This is a genomic window from Acidovorax sp. Root568, assembly GCF_001427445.1.
GTDB classification, from domain to species: domain Bacteria; phylum Pseudomonadota; class Gammaproteobacteria; order Burkholderiales; family Burkholderiaceae_C; genus Acidovorax; species Acidovorax delafieldii.
Window position 1 is genome coordinate 97,080 of sequence record NZ_LMGP01000001.1, and the last position, 15,425, is coordinate 112,504.

At 57.9% G+C, this 15,425-nt stretch carries 12 protein-coding genes and 1 pseudogene; 9 read left to right on the forward strand and 4 right to left on the reverse strand.

The genetic code is table 11. From position 1 onward, the window contains the following. Positions 1-373: 373 nt before the first annotated feature. The gene (locus tag ASD75_RS23555; protein WP_156400916.1) at positions 374-1,582 is read left to right on the forward strand and encodes a hypothetical protein; all 1,209 of its coding nucleotides are present in this window, start codon (positions 374-376) and stop codon (positions 1,580-1,582) included. On the opposite strand, the gene ASD75_RS23015 is transcribed toward ASD75_RS23555, so the two are convergent. Beyond that, positions 1,567-3,303 (reverse strand): AAA family ATPase, encoded by a 1,737-nt coding sequence (locus tag ASD75_RS23015; RefSeq protein WP_082564827.1) that lies wholly within the window; start codon positions 3,301-3,303, stop codon positions 1,567-1,569. The two genes, ASD75_RS23555 and ASD75_RS23015, sit on opposite strands and share 16 nt — an antisense overlap. Next, positions 3,304-4,197, reverse strand: a complete 894-nt coding sequence (locus tag ASD75_RS23560) for a hypothetical protein (RefSeq protein ID WP_235511508.1) — start codon at positions 4,195-4,197, stop codon at positions 3,304-3,306. A gap of 149 nt (positions 4,198-4,346) precedes the next feature. Between ASD75_RS23560 and ASD75_RS23020 the strand changes: the two genes are divergently transcribed. Next, positions 4,347-4,928 carry a recombinase family protein gene (locus ASD75_RS23020; protein ID WP_082564828.1) on the forward strand — a complete coding sequence of 194 codons (582 nt, stop codon included), beginning with the start codon at positions 4,347-4,349 and terminating at the stop codon, positions 4,926-4,928. A gap of 63 nt (positions 4,929-4,991) precedes the next feature. On the opposite strand, the gene ASD75_RS23025 is transcribed toward ASD75_RS23020, so the two are convergent. Then, positions 4,992-6,665, reverse strand: a complete 1,674-nt coding sequence (locus tag ASD75_RS23025; protein WP_082564829.1) for a recombinase family protein — start codon at positions 6,663-6,665, stop codon at positions 4,992-4,994. 18 nt (positions 6,666-6,683) lie between these two features. On the opposite strand from ASD75_RS23025, the pseudogene ASD75_RS00485 reads away from it, so the two are divergent. Together ASD75_RS00485 and ASD75_RS00490 are read left to right on the forward strand one after the other, a co-directional pair. After that, positions 6,684-7,172: pseudogene (locus ASD75_RS00485) on the forward strand (ATP-binding protein); the annotation flags it as partial. Between the two features lie 182 nt (positions 7,173-7,354). After that, positions 7,355-7,852 carry a MarR family winged helix-turn-helix transcriptional regulator gene (locus ASD75_RS00490; protein ID WP_056057218.1) on the forward strand — a complete coding sequence of 166 codons (498 nt, stop codon included), beginning with the start codon at positions 7,355-7,357 and terminating at the stop codon, positions 7,850-7,852. Positions 7,853-7,894: 42 nt separating this feature from the next. On the opposite strand, the gene ASD75_RS00495 is transcribed toward ASD75_RS00490, so the two are convergent. Beyond that, positions 7,895-8,782 carry an amidohydrolase family protein gene (locus ASD75_RS00495; protein WP_056057215.1) on the reverse strand — a complete coding sequence of 296 codons (888 nt, stop codon included), beginning with the start codon at positions 8,780-8,782 and terminating at the stop codon, positions 7,895-7,897. 160 nt (positions 8,783-8,942) lie between these two features. Here ASD75_RS00495 and ASD75_RS00500 point away from each other — a divergent pair, with 160 nt between their 5' ends. The 5 genes from ASD75_RS00500 to ASD75_RS00520 all read left to right on the forward strand — a co-directional run bounded on the left by ASD75_RS00500 (position 8,943) and on the right by ASD75_RS00520 (position 15,377). Then, complete coding sequence (locus ASD75_RS00500) at positions 8,943-9,725, forward strand: crotonase/enoyl-CoA hydratase family protein (RefSeq protein WP_056057212.1); 783 nt, start codon at positions 8,943-8,945, stop codon at positions 9,723-9,725. A 40-nt stretch (positions 9,726-9,765) separates the two neighbouring features. After that, positions 9,766-11,643, forward strand: a complete 1,878-nt coding sequence (locus tag ASD75_RS00505; protein ID WP_056742220.1) for a feruloyl-CoA synthase — start codon at positions 9,766-9,768, stop codon at positions 11,641-11,643. Positions 11,644-11,671: 28 nt separating this feature from the next. Then, the gene (locus tag ASD75_RS00510; protein ID WP_056742222.1) at positions 11,672-12,436 is read left to right on the forward strand and encodes an SDR family NAD(P)-dependent oxidoreductase; all 765 of its coding nucleotides are present in this window, start codon (positions 11,672-11,674) and stop codon (positions 12,434-12,436) included. 98 nt (positions 12,437-12,534) lie between these two features. Beyond that, entirely contained in the window at positions 12,535-13,524 is a 990-nt protein-coding gene (locus tag ASD75_RS00515; RefSeq protein WP_056057208.1) for a Bug family tripartite tricarboxylate transporter substrate binding protein, read from the forward strand. A 125-nt stretch (positions 13,525-13,649) separates the two neighbouring features. Continuing rightward, complete coding sequence (locus ASD75_RS00520) at positions 13,650-15,377, forward strand: acyl-CoA dehydrogenase family protein (RefSeq protein ID WP_056742224.1); 1,728 nt, start codon at positions 13,650-13,652, stop codon at positions 15,375-15,377. The last annotated feature ends 48 nt before the right edge of the window (positions 15,378-15,425 follow it).

Genomic DNA, 15,425 nt, shown 5'->3' on the forward strand with positions numbered 1-15,425 from the left:
AGTGCCGCATGTACGTTCTTGCTCTTTTTGCCGTCTCTACGTGCACATCCTTTGACAATATCTTTAGAGATTAGCAATCCGGCTGCAGCACATCAGCAGCAATTGACAATCGCTATTCAACTGATATAATAGGCAAATTCGGTCGCAAATCTAGCGATTGAAGAATCTTTAGAAATTAGCCGCAGCAGCGGTTTGCAGTGGGCTCAGCTCCTAACTGCTTGATTCTATTGATTTATTCCGCCCCCATCTAACCTACGAATTCAACTCCACTATTCCTTGGTTTATCCATTGGATGTGTTCGGAGTTATTTTGTATGTTTTAGTTCAAATCACCCTAGGAGTCACCACTAGAAAAATCAGGAGATCATTATTTTATGAATAAGGCATTTATATGTAACCATTGCAGTTCGCCATTCACACCATCACGGAGCGATCAGAAGTATTGCAATCGTAATTGCAAGAATAAGCAACAAGCTGCATCAAGGAAGACAAGAACAAAAACAATTTCTAAATCTGAAAAACTAAAGAAGAAACTGACGGCATTCCAAAGATCATCATTTGGTAGGTGGCTAATTTCAACCATCAAATCTCAAGGGACCGTTCAAATACTACAAGGAATGAATGCAGCAGACCTTCAGGAGCTATTTGATCTTAAGAAAGCGGCAACTAGTTTTTCGGGTTTTGAAAAAGGAGCCCCTTCAAGGGCATATCATTTAAGCCACATATTTAGTGCAAAAGGCAATCAGCATAGTATTGGACTACTAAAATCCACAAACTTAGTAATCTGTCCAGCTGGATACAACTTCAGTAGGCTAAACTGCGAAGAAGCAGTTGATGGGCGAGGAGACTGCTTACCCAGGAGTGCGCTGAGATCCGTTTACAAATGCGACAAGAACACTCCTCCGTCCAAGATAATACAACTTATAAAAAGGCTGCTTGGAAATCAATTTGAGACGTTCTTGCTGAATAACAAGTTCACACCTGGCATTCATGCGAAACTACTTGATGAGGTAAGGAAATACAGCCCATCTATTGACGAGTCTACAGACATTGAAACACTAAAGGCGATGAAATCGAGACTGGGAAAGCAAGTCCACGTTCCACGCGGTAAGCCAGCACCTTTAGTTTTAGTTCTGGAGCATGAGCTACGTCGATTTGAGCTACACAATGGGCCTGTATTCTGGGCAATTTATCAGATCGCAGGTAGATTGCTTGGTCGAAATAATATTATTCGACTCAGAACCGACGGAATTGAAGGTCAATTACAAAGACTATTCTTACACGCTCTAGACTTACTACACCAAAAGCGCCATCCCTCATTTAGCGCTGAGAGATATGTACTAGACGTATTTTCCCATCCAGCACGTGACGATTTTCCGTTGGATCTGCAAACAGTTCTATCACCTCTTGACACCTACTTTGCCTGCGAAAGCATGAACGTCACCCCAATACACTGTCAAAGCAGGTTAATTGAGCTATCAAGATGGAATAACACCAAGTCAATATATAGCCATCAGAACGTCGCGCCAGGATTAAATAACTATCAAACGAACACCCAAACACAGACTCATTCAAGAATTTGAGTTTGATTTGAATTTGATATAAATCTAATTAGCTCATCCAGCCGCTTTTTTAGATCGTGAACGCTTAAGTCAGGTTGATAATTTTCGGTTATATATTTTGCAATTTTAACCTTACTAGCCTGACTCGTAAGCTTCTTAGATTGAATGGTAAGAACATTATCAAACTTACCAACACCTCCGACATGCTTACTATTTGGATGCACGCTGGCTAATGCGCTAATAATATGATTAGATGGGATGTAGTTTTCAACCTCTCGCCCTTGAGTTATCCAAGCACAACCAACACCACTATCGAACTCTTTCTTAAGTCTGCTTTTGGTTGAATTTATAGGTGCGCTTGCTGAGGCCTTATCACTATCAATTAAAATCGCACCCCGCTGATTGAGCCTCTTCAAAGAAATGAAATCTTCAATTTCTTCATCGAGATCGAGATTGGATACATGGGCAGCGAGCCTGCCACCGTAGAACATTATGCTGTAGTGCACACCTTCAATCAATACAGGCTTCAATGCTGCAAGCCAATATTTCAGATATATTCGATCAGACGGCCCCTCGACCCAAATAACACAGTTTGCTTGTAAAATATCAGATGGTCGATATCCCAGATCCTCACATACATCGGATAGATGTCTATTTGATGTAACACGAGCAACTCTTGAAGTACCGTCTTTTTGAGTTATGTGATATACCTCAGCACCCTTGGTGTCCATCAATGCAGCAGAATGCGTTGTTATGAAATATTGATTTTCTGTTTTGCTCGATAGATAATTAAGAAGCTTCTTCTGCAGCACTGGGTTTAAATGTATTTCGGGCTCCTCGATACACACTATAGTATTAGACAATACCGTAGCAGCTGCCGCCAAAATTATGACTTCGTGAACTCCAGATCCCAGCGACTCGATAGGCAAAACCTTGCCGCTCATATGAATTAGAATTGTATCTCTTTTATACGGAATACTAATTTTAATTGCGGGACTATCCAACACAGTTTGGACGAATTTGGTTATCTCTTCAAATTTAATCCTGGCATCTTGGCTATGCACATCTGGATCTTGAAGTTTCGCGAGCCGATCAATTATTCCAAGACCATCAAAATTTTCCGAGGTAGTACCTTCCGATCCGATTTGGCGAATCGCTGGGATGAGAACTACAGAATGCTTTGGAAGACTCGGGATCAGCACTTGCCCAAGCTCGCTTGCCCAGTTGCGTCGACCTCCGCCCTGCCGCTTGGTAATCGCTTGCCAGAGCATTAAAAGCTCACTGTCACTAAGTACTTGAATCGCTGCTAGCCAAGGCGCATGTGACTGATCCGGTCGCAGCACGTTTACGAAATTCCAAGCGTGTGGCAACTCATCGAGTTTGGCTTTTGCATGTAATAGCTTCGCCATCGTCTTTGACCATCCAGAATCTAACGGCATCCCTTTCAATAACCTATGCTCTTTTTCAAGCTTTGGAGAAGTGCCTACCATTGCAAATTCTTCTATGCTGCCAACGAGCACTTCCGGCATCGATGGCAAATGCCTCGCTAGCCTGTCTTCAAGAATCTTAGGTTTATTATTAGCATTACCCAAAATTTCGCTAATAAACCGCAACACATTAGACTTGCCCGCGTTATTTTGCCCGATAAATAAATTTATCTTTTCAAAATTCTCGAAGTACTGAGGACTTTCACCAAAGCTACGATACCCCGCAATAGCCAGATTTTTCAGCAAAGTAGTCATCTATTCTGTGATTTTCAGAACACGCTTCTTAGCAAGCGCAAACTCTTCCACATCGATTACACCCTCTTTCAGCATTTCGTTTAGCCTGGAAATTTCGATTGCGATAGACTTATCGCCAGCATTGCTGCTACCGCGTCGGTTCTTGTGGGCTTCGATTGCGACTACCGCTGGAGATAAAAGAATTTTCAGTTGAGAAGGCTCTATGACTGAGGTATGAAAATATGCTTCAGCATCTGTACTTAGCACCCTCAAGAACGTATTAGTGGTGCTTCTTTTTGTAAGAGCATTGATTGTTGCGGCAACAAGTACACCCTTCAATAAACCTTCCACGCCAAAACCACCACCGGACATACCGGCGTCAGTAATCTCCGTGCCGGGCCCTGAGATTTCTAATGCGGAAAGGCGGCTAAACGGTATCACATGCTTTTCCACTGAGCCACTCGCAATTACAACGAGACTATCTGAAAGTCTCACCAATAGCACTTCTGAGTTCTCTTTGACGGCAATGCCGCTTCCCCCAAGATATGTGCAAGCAATTGGCTTGTGACCACTCAGTGTTTGTAACTCCGAAAGAAGATTACCCTCTTCACTCTGTATAAACATCGGCTTGACGGCTACAGTTGCAATCTTGCCTTCAAGCTGGCTCCCACGCTTTGACGCTGAAGGCTTGCTAAGAATAATTAGCACAAAAGAAACGATGCACGCGAGCCAAAGTAGGAATACCCAAATCCCTTCCACCACACTAATAGATCCTGTGCGGATGTTTTCTATGTAATCAGGTAAAAGGATGGCTATCGCCATTACACCAAAGCCTGACGCAACAAGACCCATCGACTTCACTTTTCGTGGCAGATACATGAACAAATCCACTTCTCTTTTAACAATCTGTACCATGCTATCGCGTAGCGCCTGAAGAAGCCAGATGGCTTAATAGGTGTAAGTTTCGAGCTAGCCAGCTACGGAACCTTAAATTAGGATCAAAACTTAGTTGACTTGTTTTTGATCTAGGCTCACAATTCAGACGTAACTTTTGATACTGTCAAATGAGTGAGCGAATTCATTACTACCGAGTCAGCACGCATGATCAGACCGTAGAGAGCCAGCGGCACGCACTTGGGGGGGCCTTTGATGCGGAGTATGCGGACGTCGGCGTATCAGGTGCTGTGCCCGCCATGGATCGTCCTGCCTTCCGCGAACTGTTCGCCTACATTCGCAGAGGAGACGTCTTGCATGTTTACGCGATTGATCGTCTTGGGCGAGATGCCATAGATGTGCAATCGACCGTGAGAGCACTACTTGCGAAAGGCGTGGCCTTAGAAGTGCACGGCCTAGGGCGAATTGCTGCAGGGGTTGGGGAGTTGATTCTTGCAGTCCTGGCGCAGATAGCGGACATGGAGCGCCAAAGGATTGTTGAAAGAACTAGTCAAGGCAGGGAACGAGCAAGAGAATTAATTGCAACTACGGGCAAGACCCAGAACGGCAAGACCAGTTTGGGGCGACCGGAGGCAGCAAATCCCGCCATGGTTCGCGAGTGGAGGGCGAACAATAAGGCTAGCATCGCAGCAACAGCCAAACACTTTACTGTAAGCACGGCAACCGTTAAGCGATACTGTGCAGGGCAATAACATCTAGATATTTTGGATATCCAGCCATTAACCGTCACCGGCGCAGGCAACCTAGTCAAGCAGCTATGCCAATTTTTCTTCTAATTCCGCTAACGACCTCGCGGATTGGATGCTACGCGCCCCCTTAGTTACGGCATGGTACATGTAGATCGGCTCAGCAGTGCGATCTTCCACCGTATCGTCAGGATGGCTTGATTCCAGAAAATAACAGGCATGCTTTTGGCTTCGCCTAATTAACAAATAAGATTGTTGATCGTAGGGTGAATAAGCCTTTTTGCCATCAATTTTTATACGCAAGTATCGTTTAAGAATATTTGCTATCTCGTCTGCAGGTCGGGCACTTAGCTCGTCAAGAGCGCTTTGTACCTGCTGAGCGTGAGACACATTAAAATTCTCATTTTCTTCAAATGTCTGTACTACATCTACTGCATCCATAGCAACCTGGCGCGAGATACTCAAGCGCAACTGATCTGCTTTAGCCTGCAACTCCTCAATTTCTTTTCGTGATTTTGCCACTTCGTCAAGGTACTTTGGCTTTTTCGAAGCTTGATATAGATTTTCTTGTGTTTCGCTGTATTCTTCAGCTAGGGCAATAGAAGCAACAAGGGCATCTAATTCATCGCTGCGTGAATCCATCGCGATGCCCTCGGCTACATCACTTAGCGCGCCTGATGCGGCGCGACGATATATAAATTCCAATACTTCGTATGGCCAAGTCGCAGAGTTATTGCAACTACCCTTTTGAAGGTACGCTTTGCAGTTGGAATAAAGAATAACGGGCTTATCCTTATATTCCTGCGATCCCAATGGAGCCGCGAGGGTCGGCTTAGGATATTGCCGTCTCGTCTGGAATTTCGCCCCGCAGCGCTCGCAGAAAACCATGCCACTCAGGATATATTTATCCGCTGGACCCTGTGTTTTGGCACGCCGCTTTAGTTCAGCTTGTAATTTATAGAATTCGCTATCTTCAAGCAGCCGTTCAAACACTTTGCCAATCGCATCCCCTTTGTTCTTCCATTCGCCTATCAGGGCACGGCTACTGAACCAACGTTTTAATGTTGAGGGATTTAAATTTTTCAACCGTTCATGCATTGGTGAAATATGCTTGGCGATATGTCTTGTACCTTTCCCGTTTAGATACATCTCTATTGCAAGCCTAACAATAGCCCCCGCTTCGGAATCAATCGCGCCTCCTGATTTCAGCCAAAAAGGTCTAGACACTTTTACCGTCTTGCCTTGCCGTGCATCAGCCCTCTTTCTGTCATATGCAGCGGAAACACGGATTCCAAGGCGGTTACTGTACTCATGTGCGGCCTGAATTTTTACGACAAGATTGAATACTGCACCAGTGTTTACGCTTGCTTCGGTGTATTCCTGTTCATCCTCAAGCGTAATAATTGACACACCAGCCGTCAAAATTCGACCGATAACATCGACCATGGTGAGAAAGTCGGCTCTTCCGAGACGATCAATGGCCTCGACCACCAGAGCATCACCCGCCACAATCTTCTTCTCTTGAATGAGCTGAATGATTGAATGAAGCCCCTTCCCTTCTCCCAGGTTGGCACTTGTGTAGCCTGACACGCCTTCGTCCATGCGCGAGTACGCAGACGGAACGAACTGGGGGTTTCTCTCAAGCCATGCCTTGAACGCGTCCCTTTGGCGAACGATAGAACTCCCCTTGGCCTGACTTCCCGAACTAAAGCGGGCGTAGGAAATTGCATTACGGTGGTTCATACTTATTAAGCATTGTGTCAGATGATCGCGGCGATGAATCCGTGCCCCTGCGGCTTTCTGGGCTCCACGCAGCGCGCCTGCCGCTGCACGCCCGACCAGGTGCACCGCTACCAGGCCAAGCTCAGCGGCCCGCTGCTGGACCGCATCGACCTGCATGTGGAGGTGCCCGCCCTGCCCGCCGAGCAGCTGGTGCAGGCGGCTGCGGGCGAGTCCACCGCCAGCATCCGCGCCCGGGTGGAGCAGGCCCGCGCCAAGGCGCTGGCGCGCCAGGGCAGCACCAACCAGGCGCTGCAGGGGCAGGCCATCGACGCCCACCTGCACCTGGACGATGCGGCCGCCAAGTTCCTCAACACCGCTGCCGCGCGCCTGGGCTGGTCGGCACGCAGCACGCACCGGGCGCTGAAGGTGGCGCGCACCATCGCCGACCTGGCCGGCGCGCCCACCACCGAGGTCAGCCATGTCGCCGAGGCCGTGCAATACCGCCGCGTACTGCGCAGCACGGTGTGAGGGGCGCTGGCGGCCCTTGAGGCACATCAGCACCTTGACCGAGGCAGATATCAAATTGATAGCACCTGGAGCATGTATCACTAGCGCCTGCGGCTGATTTTGATCAAAAAGAGGGTGCGCAGCACCCAGCGGGCGCTGCGCACCGGCCGCAGGGGCCCGGGCGCCCGGCACAATCTCCCCCCATGTCCAGCGTCCGCTCCCCCAAGAAATCCCCGTCGGTCCCCGCCCCCACAGACACCGCAGCCCCCGCCAACGAGCCCGTGGACACCGGCTTTTTGCGCACGCTGGTGGGCTACAACACGCGGCGCGCGGCGCTGTCCATCATTGCCGTGTTCATGGAACGCATGGCCGTGTACGACCTGAAGGTGGTGGATTTCTCGGTGCTGTCACTGGTGGCGCACAACCCGGGCATCACCTCGCGCCAGCTGTGCGCCACGCTCAGCGTGCTGCCGCCCAACATGGTGGGCTTGATTGCGGCGCTGGAACGGCGCGGCCTGATCGAGCGGCGCCCGCACCCGAGCGATGGGCGCGCCATGGGCGTGCACCTGACGCCCGCCGGGGTGGAACTGACGGCGCAGGCCGAGCAGACGGCCGCGCAACTGGAAGAAGACGCCACCAACCGCCTGACGGCGGCCGAGCGCAAGACACTGATCCGGCTGCTGCAAAAAGTCTACGACTGATCCAGCGGCTGCTCAGCAGGCCGCAAGAGGCCTGGATGGGTATCAGGCGGCCGGCGCTGCCGGGGCCTTGTCCAGACCCAGTAAGCGCACCGCGTTGCCCTTCAGGATGCCGGGCATCACCTCGGGCTTGAAGCCCGCTTCCTGGAAGTCCTTCATCCAGCGCTCGGGCGTGATCAGCGGGTAGTCGCTGCCGAACAGCACGCGGTCTTTCAGCAGCGTGTTGGCGTACTGCACCAGCTGCTTCGGAAAATACTTGGGACTCCAGCCCGACAGGTCGATCCAGACATTGGGCTTGTGCGTGGCGACCGACAGCGCCTCGTCCTGCCACGGAAAGCTGGGGTGGGCCATGACAATCTGCATGTCGGGGAAGTCGATGGCCACATCGTCCAGGTGCATGGGGTTGCTGTACTCCAGCCGCAGGCCGCCGCCGCAGCGCATGCCGCTGCCGATGCCGCTGTGACCGGTGTGAAAGATGGCGGGCATGCCGTATTCGGCGATCACCTCATAGATAGGCCAGGCCATCTTGTCGTAGGGGTGGTAGGCCTGCACCGTGGGATGGAACTTGAAGCCCTTGATGCCGAACTCCTCGATCAGGCGGCGGGCTTCGCGCGCGCCCATCTTGCCCTTGTGGGGGTCGATGCTGGCGAAGGCCGTCATCATGTCGCTGTTGGCCTTGGCGGCCTCGGCGATCTCTTCGTTGGGGATGCGACGGCGGCCCATCTTGGACTCGGCGTCCACCGTGAACATCACCAGGCCAATCTTCTGCTCGCGGTAGTAGGCCACCGTCTCGGCAATGGTGGGGCGGCGGCCGTTCTTGAAGTACTTGTCGGCGGCGCGGTCGTACTCCTCGCCGTAGTTGTCAAACGGGTTCCAGCAGCTCACCTCGGCGTGGGTGTGGATGTCGATGGCGATCAGATTGGCGTGGTCCATGCGTGTCTCCTGGGTTGGCGCCCGCCGGTGCAGCGTCAAACCCCCAGCATGCGCCACGGCGCGTGACGCAGATCAAGGGTAAACACCAATAAAAAACGGGCTTGGCTTGCTTGAATTGGTTATGAACTATAACCACAATTCAACCAACACGAAAGCCTCTATGACCCATCCAGACATCCATTTCGAGCTGCGCGGCGACCACCAGGAAGTGGCCGTGATCCGCCTGACCCGCGCGGCCAAGCGCAACGCGCTGAACGACGGCCTGATCCTCGCGCTGCGCGACCTGTTCGAGAAAATGCCCAGCACCGTGCGCGCGGCCGTCATCGATGGCGACGGCCCCCATTTCTGCGCCGGCCTGGACCTGTCGGAGCTCAAAGAGCGCGACGCCGGCCAGGGCCTGCACCACTCGCGCATGTGGCACGCCGCGCTGGAGCGTGTGCAGTACGGCCCCGTGCCGGTCATCGCTGCGCTGCATGGCGCCGTGGTGGGCGGCGGGCTGGAGCTGGCCAGCGCCTGCCACATCCGCGTGGCCGACGAGTCCACCTTCTACGCGCTGCCCGAAGGCTCGCGCGGCATCTTCGTGGGCGGCGGCGGCGCGGTGCGCATCCCCAAGCTCATCGGCGCCGCACGCATGACGGACATGATGCTCACCGGCCGCGTCTACAACGCGCAGGACGGCGAGAAGGTCGGCTTTGCCCAGTACCTCGTGCCCGAAGGCCAGGCCTTTGACAAGGCCTTCGAACTGGCCGTGCGCGTGGCGCAGAACGCGCCGCTGACCAACTACGCGCTGATGCACGCCCTGCCCCGCATTGCCGAGCAGCCCGCCGACCAGGGCTTCTTCACCGAAGCCATGATGGCCGCCATCGCCCAGAGCGCCCCTGAAGCCAAGTCCCGCCTCGCCGACTTCCTGGAAGGCCGCGCCGCCAAGGTCCGCAAGGACTGAGCCCGCCCCCAGTCACCCCTTGCCCCTGCTGGAACCCCCTATGAGCGACCTCTCCACCCCCCTCGCCCCGGCCCGCTACCGCCCCGTGACCTTCGGCGTGACCCGCGTCAGCCTGCGTGACGGTGCACCGGGCGTGCGTTACCTGCAGGCGGACCTGCCCCTGGGCGCCTTTGCCCGCCGCGTGACGGACTACCTGGTGCACTGGGCGGAGACCACGCCCGACCACAGCTTTCTGGCACGCCGCGAGCAGCTGCCCGGTGGCAAGACGGGTGACTGGCAGCATGTGAGCTACGCCCAGGCGCTGGATGCCGCGCGCAGCATCGGCCAGGCCCTGCTGGATCGGGGCCTGAACGCAGAGCGCCCGGTGGTGGTGCTGAGCGAGAACACTGTCGAGCACGCCCTGCTGGCACTGGGCTGCATCTACGCCGGTGTGCCCTACTGCCCCGTGTCGCCCGCCTACGCCACCGTGAGCCAGGACTACGACAAGCTGCGCCACGTCATCGACACCCTCACCCCCGGCTTGGTGTTTGCCGCCGACGGCGCACGCTACGGCAAGGCCATCGCAGCCACCGTGGCGGCCGATGTCGAAGTGATCCTGGCCCAGGGCGCGCTGGAGGGCCGCAAGGCGGGCACCTTCCAGAGCCTGCGCCACACCACCGCCACCCCGGCGGTGGACGCGGCCATGCACTCCACCGGCCCCGGCACCATCGTGAAGTTCCTGTTCACCAGCGGCTCCACCAAGATGCCCAAGCCGGTCATCAACACCCAGCGCATGTGGTGCGCCAACCTGCAGCAGATCTCGCTGTCGCTGCCGGTGCTGGCCGAGGCCCCGCCCGTGCTGGTGGACTGGCTGCCGTGGAACCACACCTTCGGCAGCAACCACAACTTCGGCCTCACGATGATGCATGGCGGCACGCTGTACATCGACGACGGCAAGCCGACGGCCGCACTGATTGGCGAGACCCTGCGCAACCTGCGCGAGATCGCACCCACGGTGTACTTCAACGTGCCCACCGGCTTTGAAATGATTGCCGAGGCCATGAAGACCGACGCGCAACTGCGCGCCAACCTGCTGTCGCGCGTGCGCCTGTTCTTCTACTCGGGCGCCGGCCTGGCCCAGCCCGTGTGGGACAGCCTGCACGCCACGCAGGAAGCCGCCATTGGCGAGCGCATCGTGATGTGCACGGGCCTGGGGATGACGGAATCCGCCCCCTCGGCCATGTTCTGCAACAGCCCCGACGTGCGCTCCGGCCACATCGGCGCGCCCGTGCCCGGCATGGTGCTCAAACTGGTGGAGGTGGACGGCAAGACCGAGGTGCGCTACCGCGGCCCCAACGTCACGCCCGGCTACTGGCGCTCCGACGCCGCCACGCGCGACGCGTTTGACGACGAAGGCTACCTGTGCACCGGCGACGCCGTGAAGTGGATCGACGAGAACAACATCCACCGGGGCCTGGCGTTTGACGGCCGCATTGCCGAAGACTTCAAGCTCTCCACCGGCACCTTCGTGAGCGTGGGCCCCATGCGCGCCAAGATCATCGTGGCGGGCGCGCCCTACATCCAGGACGTGGTGCTCACCGGCCTGAACATGAAAGAAGTCGGCGCCCTGCTGTTCCCCTCCCCCGCCTGCCGCGAAGTGGCGGGCCTGGGCCCGGACGCCCCCTGGGCCGACGTGGTGGCCCACCCCGCCGTGCGCCAGCGCATCGAGGCGGTGCTGGACGGGCTGGCCCGCGAAGCCACCGGCAGCGCCAGCCGCGTGGCCCGTGCGCTGCTGATGGCAGAGCCGCCCTCCATCGACAAGGGCGAAATCACCGACAAGGGCTCCGTCAACCAGCGTGCCGTGCTCAAGCACCGCGATGCGCTCGTCACGGCCTTGCACGACGACACGGCACCGGGCATCCTGAAGCCCGGCGCCTGAACCCCACCCCGAACAGGACAGACCCACCATGCAGATTCAAGGACAAGCCGCCCTCGTGACCGGCGGCGCATCGGGCCTCGGCGAGGCCACCGCACGCGAACTGGCCCGCCTGGGCGCCAAAGTGGCCGTGCTCGACCGCAATGCCGAGCTGGCCGAAAAGGTCGCCGCCGACATTGGCGGCGTTGCCTGCCCCTGCGACATCACCGACGCCGCCAGCGTGACCGCCGCGCTGGAGAAGGCTGCCGCCGCCCATGGCCCCGCCCGTATCCTCATGAACGTGGCCGGCATTGGCAGCGCCAAGCGCGTGGTGCAACGCGACGGCAGCGCCGCGCCGCTGGAAGACTTTGTGCGCGTGATCAACATCAACCTCATCGGCAGCTACAACGTGAGCCGCCTGTTTGCCGCCGCCTGCAGCAAGCTGCCCACGCTGGACAATGGCGAGCGCGGCGTGATGATGTTCACCGCCTCCGTCGCCGCCTTTGATGGCCAGGTGGGCCAGCAGGCCTACAGCGCCTCCAAGGCGGGTCTGGCCGGCATGACGCTGCCCATGGCGCGCGACCTGGCGCAGCACGCCATCCGCGTGTGCACCGTGGCGCCGGGCCTGTTTGCCACGCCGCTGATGAAAGAGCTGCCCGAAGCCGTGCAACAGTCGCTGGCGGCCAGCATCCCCTTCCCCCCACGCCTGGGCAAACCCGAAGAGTTTGCCGAGCTGGCTTGCCATATCGTGACCAACGGCCACCTGAACGGCGAAGTCATTCGCCTGGATGGCGCCCTGCGCATGGCGCCCCGGTAAACGATCAGCGCCACACATCAGTAAATAACAAGAGGGCGCGAAAGCGCTCCAGCTTGACCCCCGAGATTTCCGTCAGACACACACCAGGAGACATCAGCATGACCACCACCCGCCGTCAATTTGTTCAGGCCCTTGGCGCCAGCGCCGCGCTGGGCGCCTTCCACCCCTTTGCCGCCCATGCCCAGGTGGACCAGGTGAAGGTGTACTTCGGCTTCCCCGCCGGCAGCTCGGGCGACACCGTGGCCCGCCGCGTGGCCGAGAAGTGGGCTGGCAGCGCGTTCAGCAAGAACCCTGGCGTGGTGGAAAACAAGCCCGGCGCGGGCGGCCGCATTGCGCTGGAGACGCTCAAAGCTGCGCCAGCAGACGGCTCGGTGCTGGCCGTGGCGCAGGTATCGGCCCTGGCCAACTACCCGCACATCTACAGCAAGATGAACTACACCGACAAGGACTTCGCGCCCGTGTCGATCGCAGCCATCATGCACCACGGCCTGGCCGTGGGCCCCATGGTGCCCGCCAGCGTGAAGAACGTGAAGGACTTCCTGGCCTGGGCCAAGGCCAACCCCAAGGACGCCAGCTACGGCTCGCCCGGCGCGGGCTCCACGCCCCACTTCCTGGGCGCGCTGCTGGGCATCAACAGCGGTGTGGACCTGCGCCACGTGCCCTACCGTGGCTCCATCCCTGGCGTGACGGACGTGGTGGGCGGCCAGGTGGCTGCCATGGTCACGCCGCACGGTGACTTCATCGCCAATTACAAGGCCGGCAAGCTGCGCATCCTGGCCACCTCGGGCCCCAAGCGCTCCATCTACGTGCCGGATGTGCCCACGTTTGCCGAACAGGGCTTCCCTGAGCTGACCACTGAAGAATGGTTTGGCTTCTACGCCCCGGCCGCCACGCCCAAGCCGGTGATTGCCGCTGCCAACGCTGCCATCAACGCTGCGCTGAAGGAAAAGTCGGTCATCGACAGCCTGGCCATCGTGGGCCTGATGCCCCATGGCTCCACCCCTGAAGAACAGGCCCGCTGGCAAAAGGCCGAGTACGACAGCTGGGGCCCGCTGATCAAGAAGATCGGCTTTACCGCAGAGTCCTGATTTCCCCTGCGCCGCAGGTCCGGACTGGCACCCCAGTCCGGGCTGCCGCATGGCAAAAAATACAAGAAATCAGCCGCTAGCGCCCATTCAACAAGCGCAGACAGCTACCAATAAGAGAGCAAACCATGCAAGCCCGCCAGACCCTTGCCGACATCCAGCACCTGCTGACCACCGTGCTGAAGGCGCCCACGCGCTGGCAGGGCCTGGCGCCGTTTGCGGATACCGATGGCGACCTGGCGGCCCAGGTGCTCGACGAGGCGGCCAAGTTTGTGGACAGCGCCATCGCCCCGCTGCAGCGCAGCGGCGACGAAGAAGGCTGCCGCTTTGACGGTGGACGCGTGCACACCCCCGCAGGTTTTCGCGATGCGTACCAGGCCTTTTGGCAAGCGGGCTGGCCGTCGCTGTCTTGCGCGCCCGACGATGGCGGCCAGGGCCTGCCTGCGGTGCTGGAGTGTGTGCTGTTTGAATGGCTGGCCGGCGCCAACCACGGCTGGACCATGGCCCCCGGCCTGCTGCACGGCGCGTACGAATGCATCAAGCACCACGCCAGCGACGAACTCAAGGCGCAGTACCTGGAGAAGGTCGCCACCGGCGAATGGCTGGCCACCATGTGCCTGACCGAAGCCCACGCAGGCAGCGACCTGGGCATGGTGCGCACACGCGGCGTGCCCCAGCCCGACGGCAGCGCCCGGGTGAACGGCAGCAAGATTTTCATCTCCGGCGGCGAGCACGACCTGACGGACAACATCGTGCATCTGGTGCTGGCGCGCCTGCCCGATGCGCCTGCGGGGCCCAAGGGCCTGTCGCTGTTCCTGGTGCCTAAGGTGCTTCAGGATGGAACACGCAATGCCGTGGTCTGCGAACGCATCGAAGAAAAGATGGGCCTGCACGGCAGCCCCACCTGCGTGATGCGCTTTGACGACGCCACCGGCTGGCTGGTGGGCGAGCCCAACAAGGGCCTGAACGCCATGTTCGTGATGATGAACGCCGCCCGCCTGCACGTGGGCCTGCAAGGCATCGGCCTGCTGGAAGCCGCGTGGCAAAAGGCCAGCACCTATGCGGCCGAGCGCCGCCAGATGCGCGCGCCCGGCGCCAAGGACACCAGCCTGATTCAAGACCACCCCGCCATACGCCGCATCCTGCACACACAGCGCGCCTGGATCGACGGCGGCCGCGTGCTGGCCTACCACACGGCCCTGCAGCTCGATGTGGCCAAACACAGCACCGACGCCGGCGAACGTGCCGCCGCGCAGCGCTGGTGCGCGCTGGTCACGCCCGTGCTCAAGGCCGCGCTCACCGACCAGGCCTTTCACGGCGCCAGCGCCTGCCTGCAGGTGTTTGGCGGCCACGGCTATGTGCGTGAATGGGGCATCGAGCAGATCGTGCGCGACGCGCGTGTGGCCATGATCTACGAGGGCACCAACGAGATCCAGGCCATCGACCTGCTGGTGCGCAAGGTGCTGGCCGATGGCGGCCAAGGCCTGGCAACGCTGCTGACCACACTGCCCGGCGCAGCCCCCAGCGCCGCCGCCAGCGCGCGCCGCCATGCCCTGGTGGAGATCACGCAGACCCTGGCGATTGCCGCCCAGTCCGACCCCGAACTGCCCTACTGGGTGGCCGACGACTACCTGCGCGCCGTGGCACTGGTGCTGCTGGAATGGGCCTGGGCCCAGATCGGCGCCGCCCGCCCCCACCGCACCGAGCAGTCCACCGCCGCTACAGACCGCTGGACCCCACCCGCCCAGGCCTTCGCCCAGTGGGTGCTGCCCGAATTCGACCTGCGCACCACCATCCTGCGCCAGCGCATTGCCCAGGCATTTGAATTCAGGCCGCAGGAGGCCGCAAGCGCATGATTCATATGCACCAGCAGCTCCTGATTCAGTAGCAAAACACAAGCTTCA

Excerpts from the sequence above, each read along its gene's own strand:
- ASD75_RS23555 (WP_156400916.1), top strand. The coding sequence starts at position 374 with ATGAATAAGGCATTTATATGTAACCATTGCAGTTCGCCATTCACACCA.
- ASD75_RS23015 (WP_082564827.1), bottom strand. The coding sequence starts at position 3,303 with ATGACTACTTTGCTGAAAAATCTGGCTATTGCGGGGTATCGTAGCTTT.
- ASD75_RS23560 (WP_235511508.1), bottom strand. The coding sequence starts at position 4,197 with ATGGTACAGATTGTTAAAAGAGAAGTGGATTTGTTCATGTATCTGCCA.
- ASD75_RS23020 (WP_082564828.1), top strand. The coding sequence starts at position 4,347 with ATGAGTGAGCGAATTCATTACTACCGAGTCAGCACGCATGATCAGACC.
- ASD75_RS23025 (WP_082564829.1), bottom strand. The coding sequence starts at position 6,665 with ATGAACCACCGTAATGCAATTTCCTACGCCCGCTTTAGTTCGGGAAGT.
- ASD75_RS00490 (WP_056057218.1), top strand. The coding sequence starts at position 7,355 with ATGTCCAGCGTCCGCTCCCCCAAGAAATCCCCGTCGGTCCCCGCCCCC.
- ASD75_RS00495 (WP_056057215.1), bottom strand. The coding sequence starts at position 8,782 with ATGGACCACGCCAATCTGATCGCCATCGACATCCACACCCACGCCGAG.
- ASD75_RS00500 (WP_056057212.1), top strand. The coding sequence starts at position 8,943 with ATGACCCATCCAGACATCCATTTCGAGCTGCGCGGCGACCACCAGGAA.
- ASD75_RS00505 (WP_056742220.1), top strand. The coding sequence starts at position 9,766 with ATGAGCGACCTCTCCACCCCCCTCGCCCCGGCCCGCTACCGCCCCGTG.
- ASD75_RS00510 (WP_056742222.1), top strand. The coding sequence starts at position 11,672 with ATGCAGATTCAAGGACAAGCCGCCCTCGTGACCGGCGGCGCATCGGGC.
- ASD75_RS00515 (WP_056057208.1), top strand. The coding sequence starts at position 12,535 with ATGACCACCACCCGCCGTCAATTTGTTCAGGCCCTTGGCGCCAGCGCC.
- ASD75_RS00520 (WP_056742224.1), top strand. The coding sequence starts at position 13,650 with ATGCAAGCCCGCCAGACCCTTGCCGACATCCAGCACCTGCTGACCACC.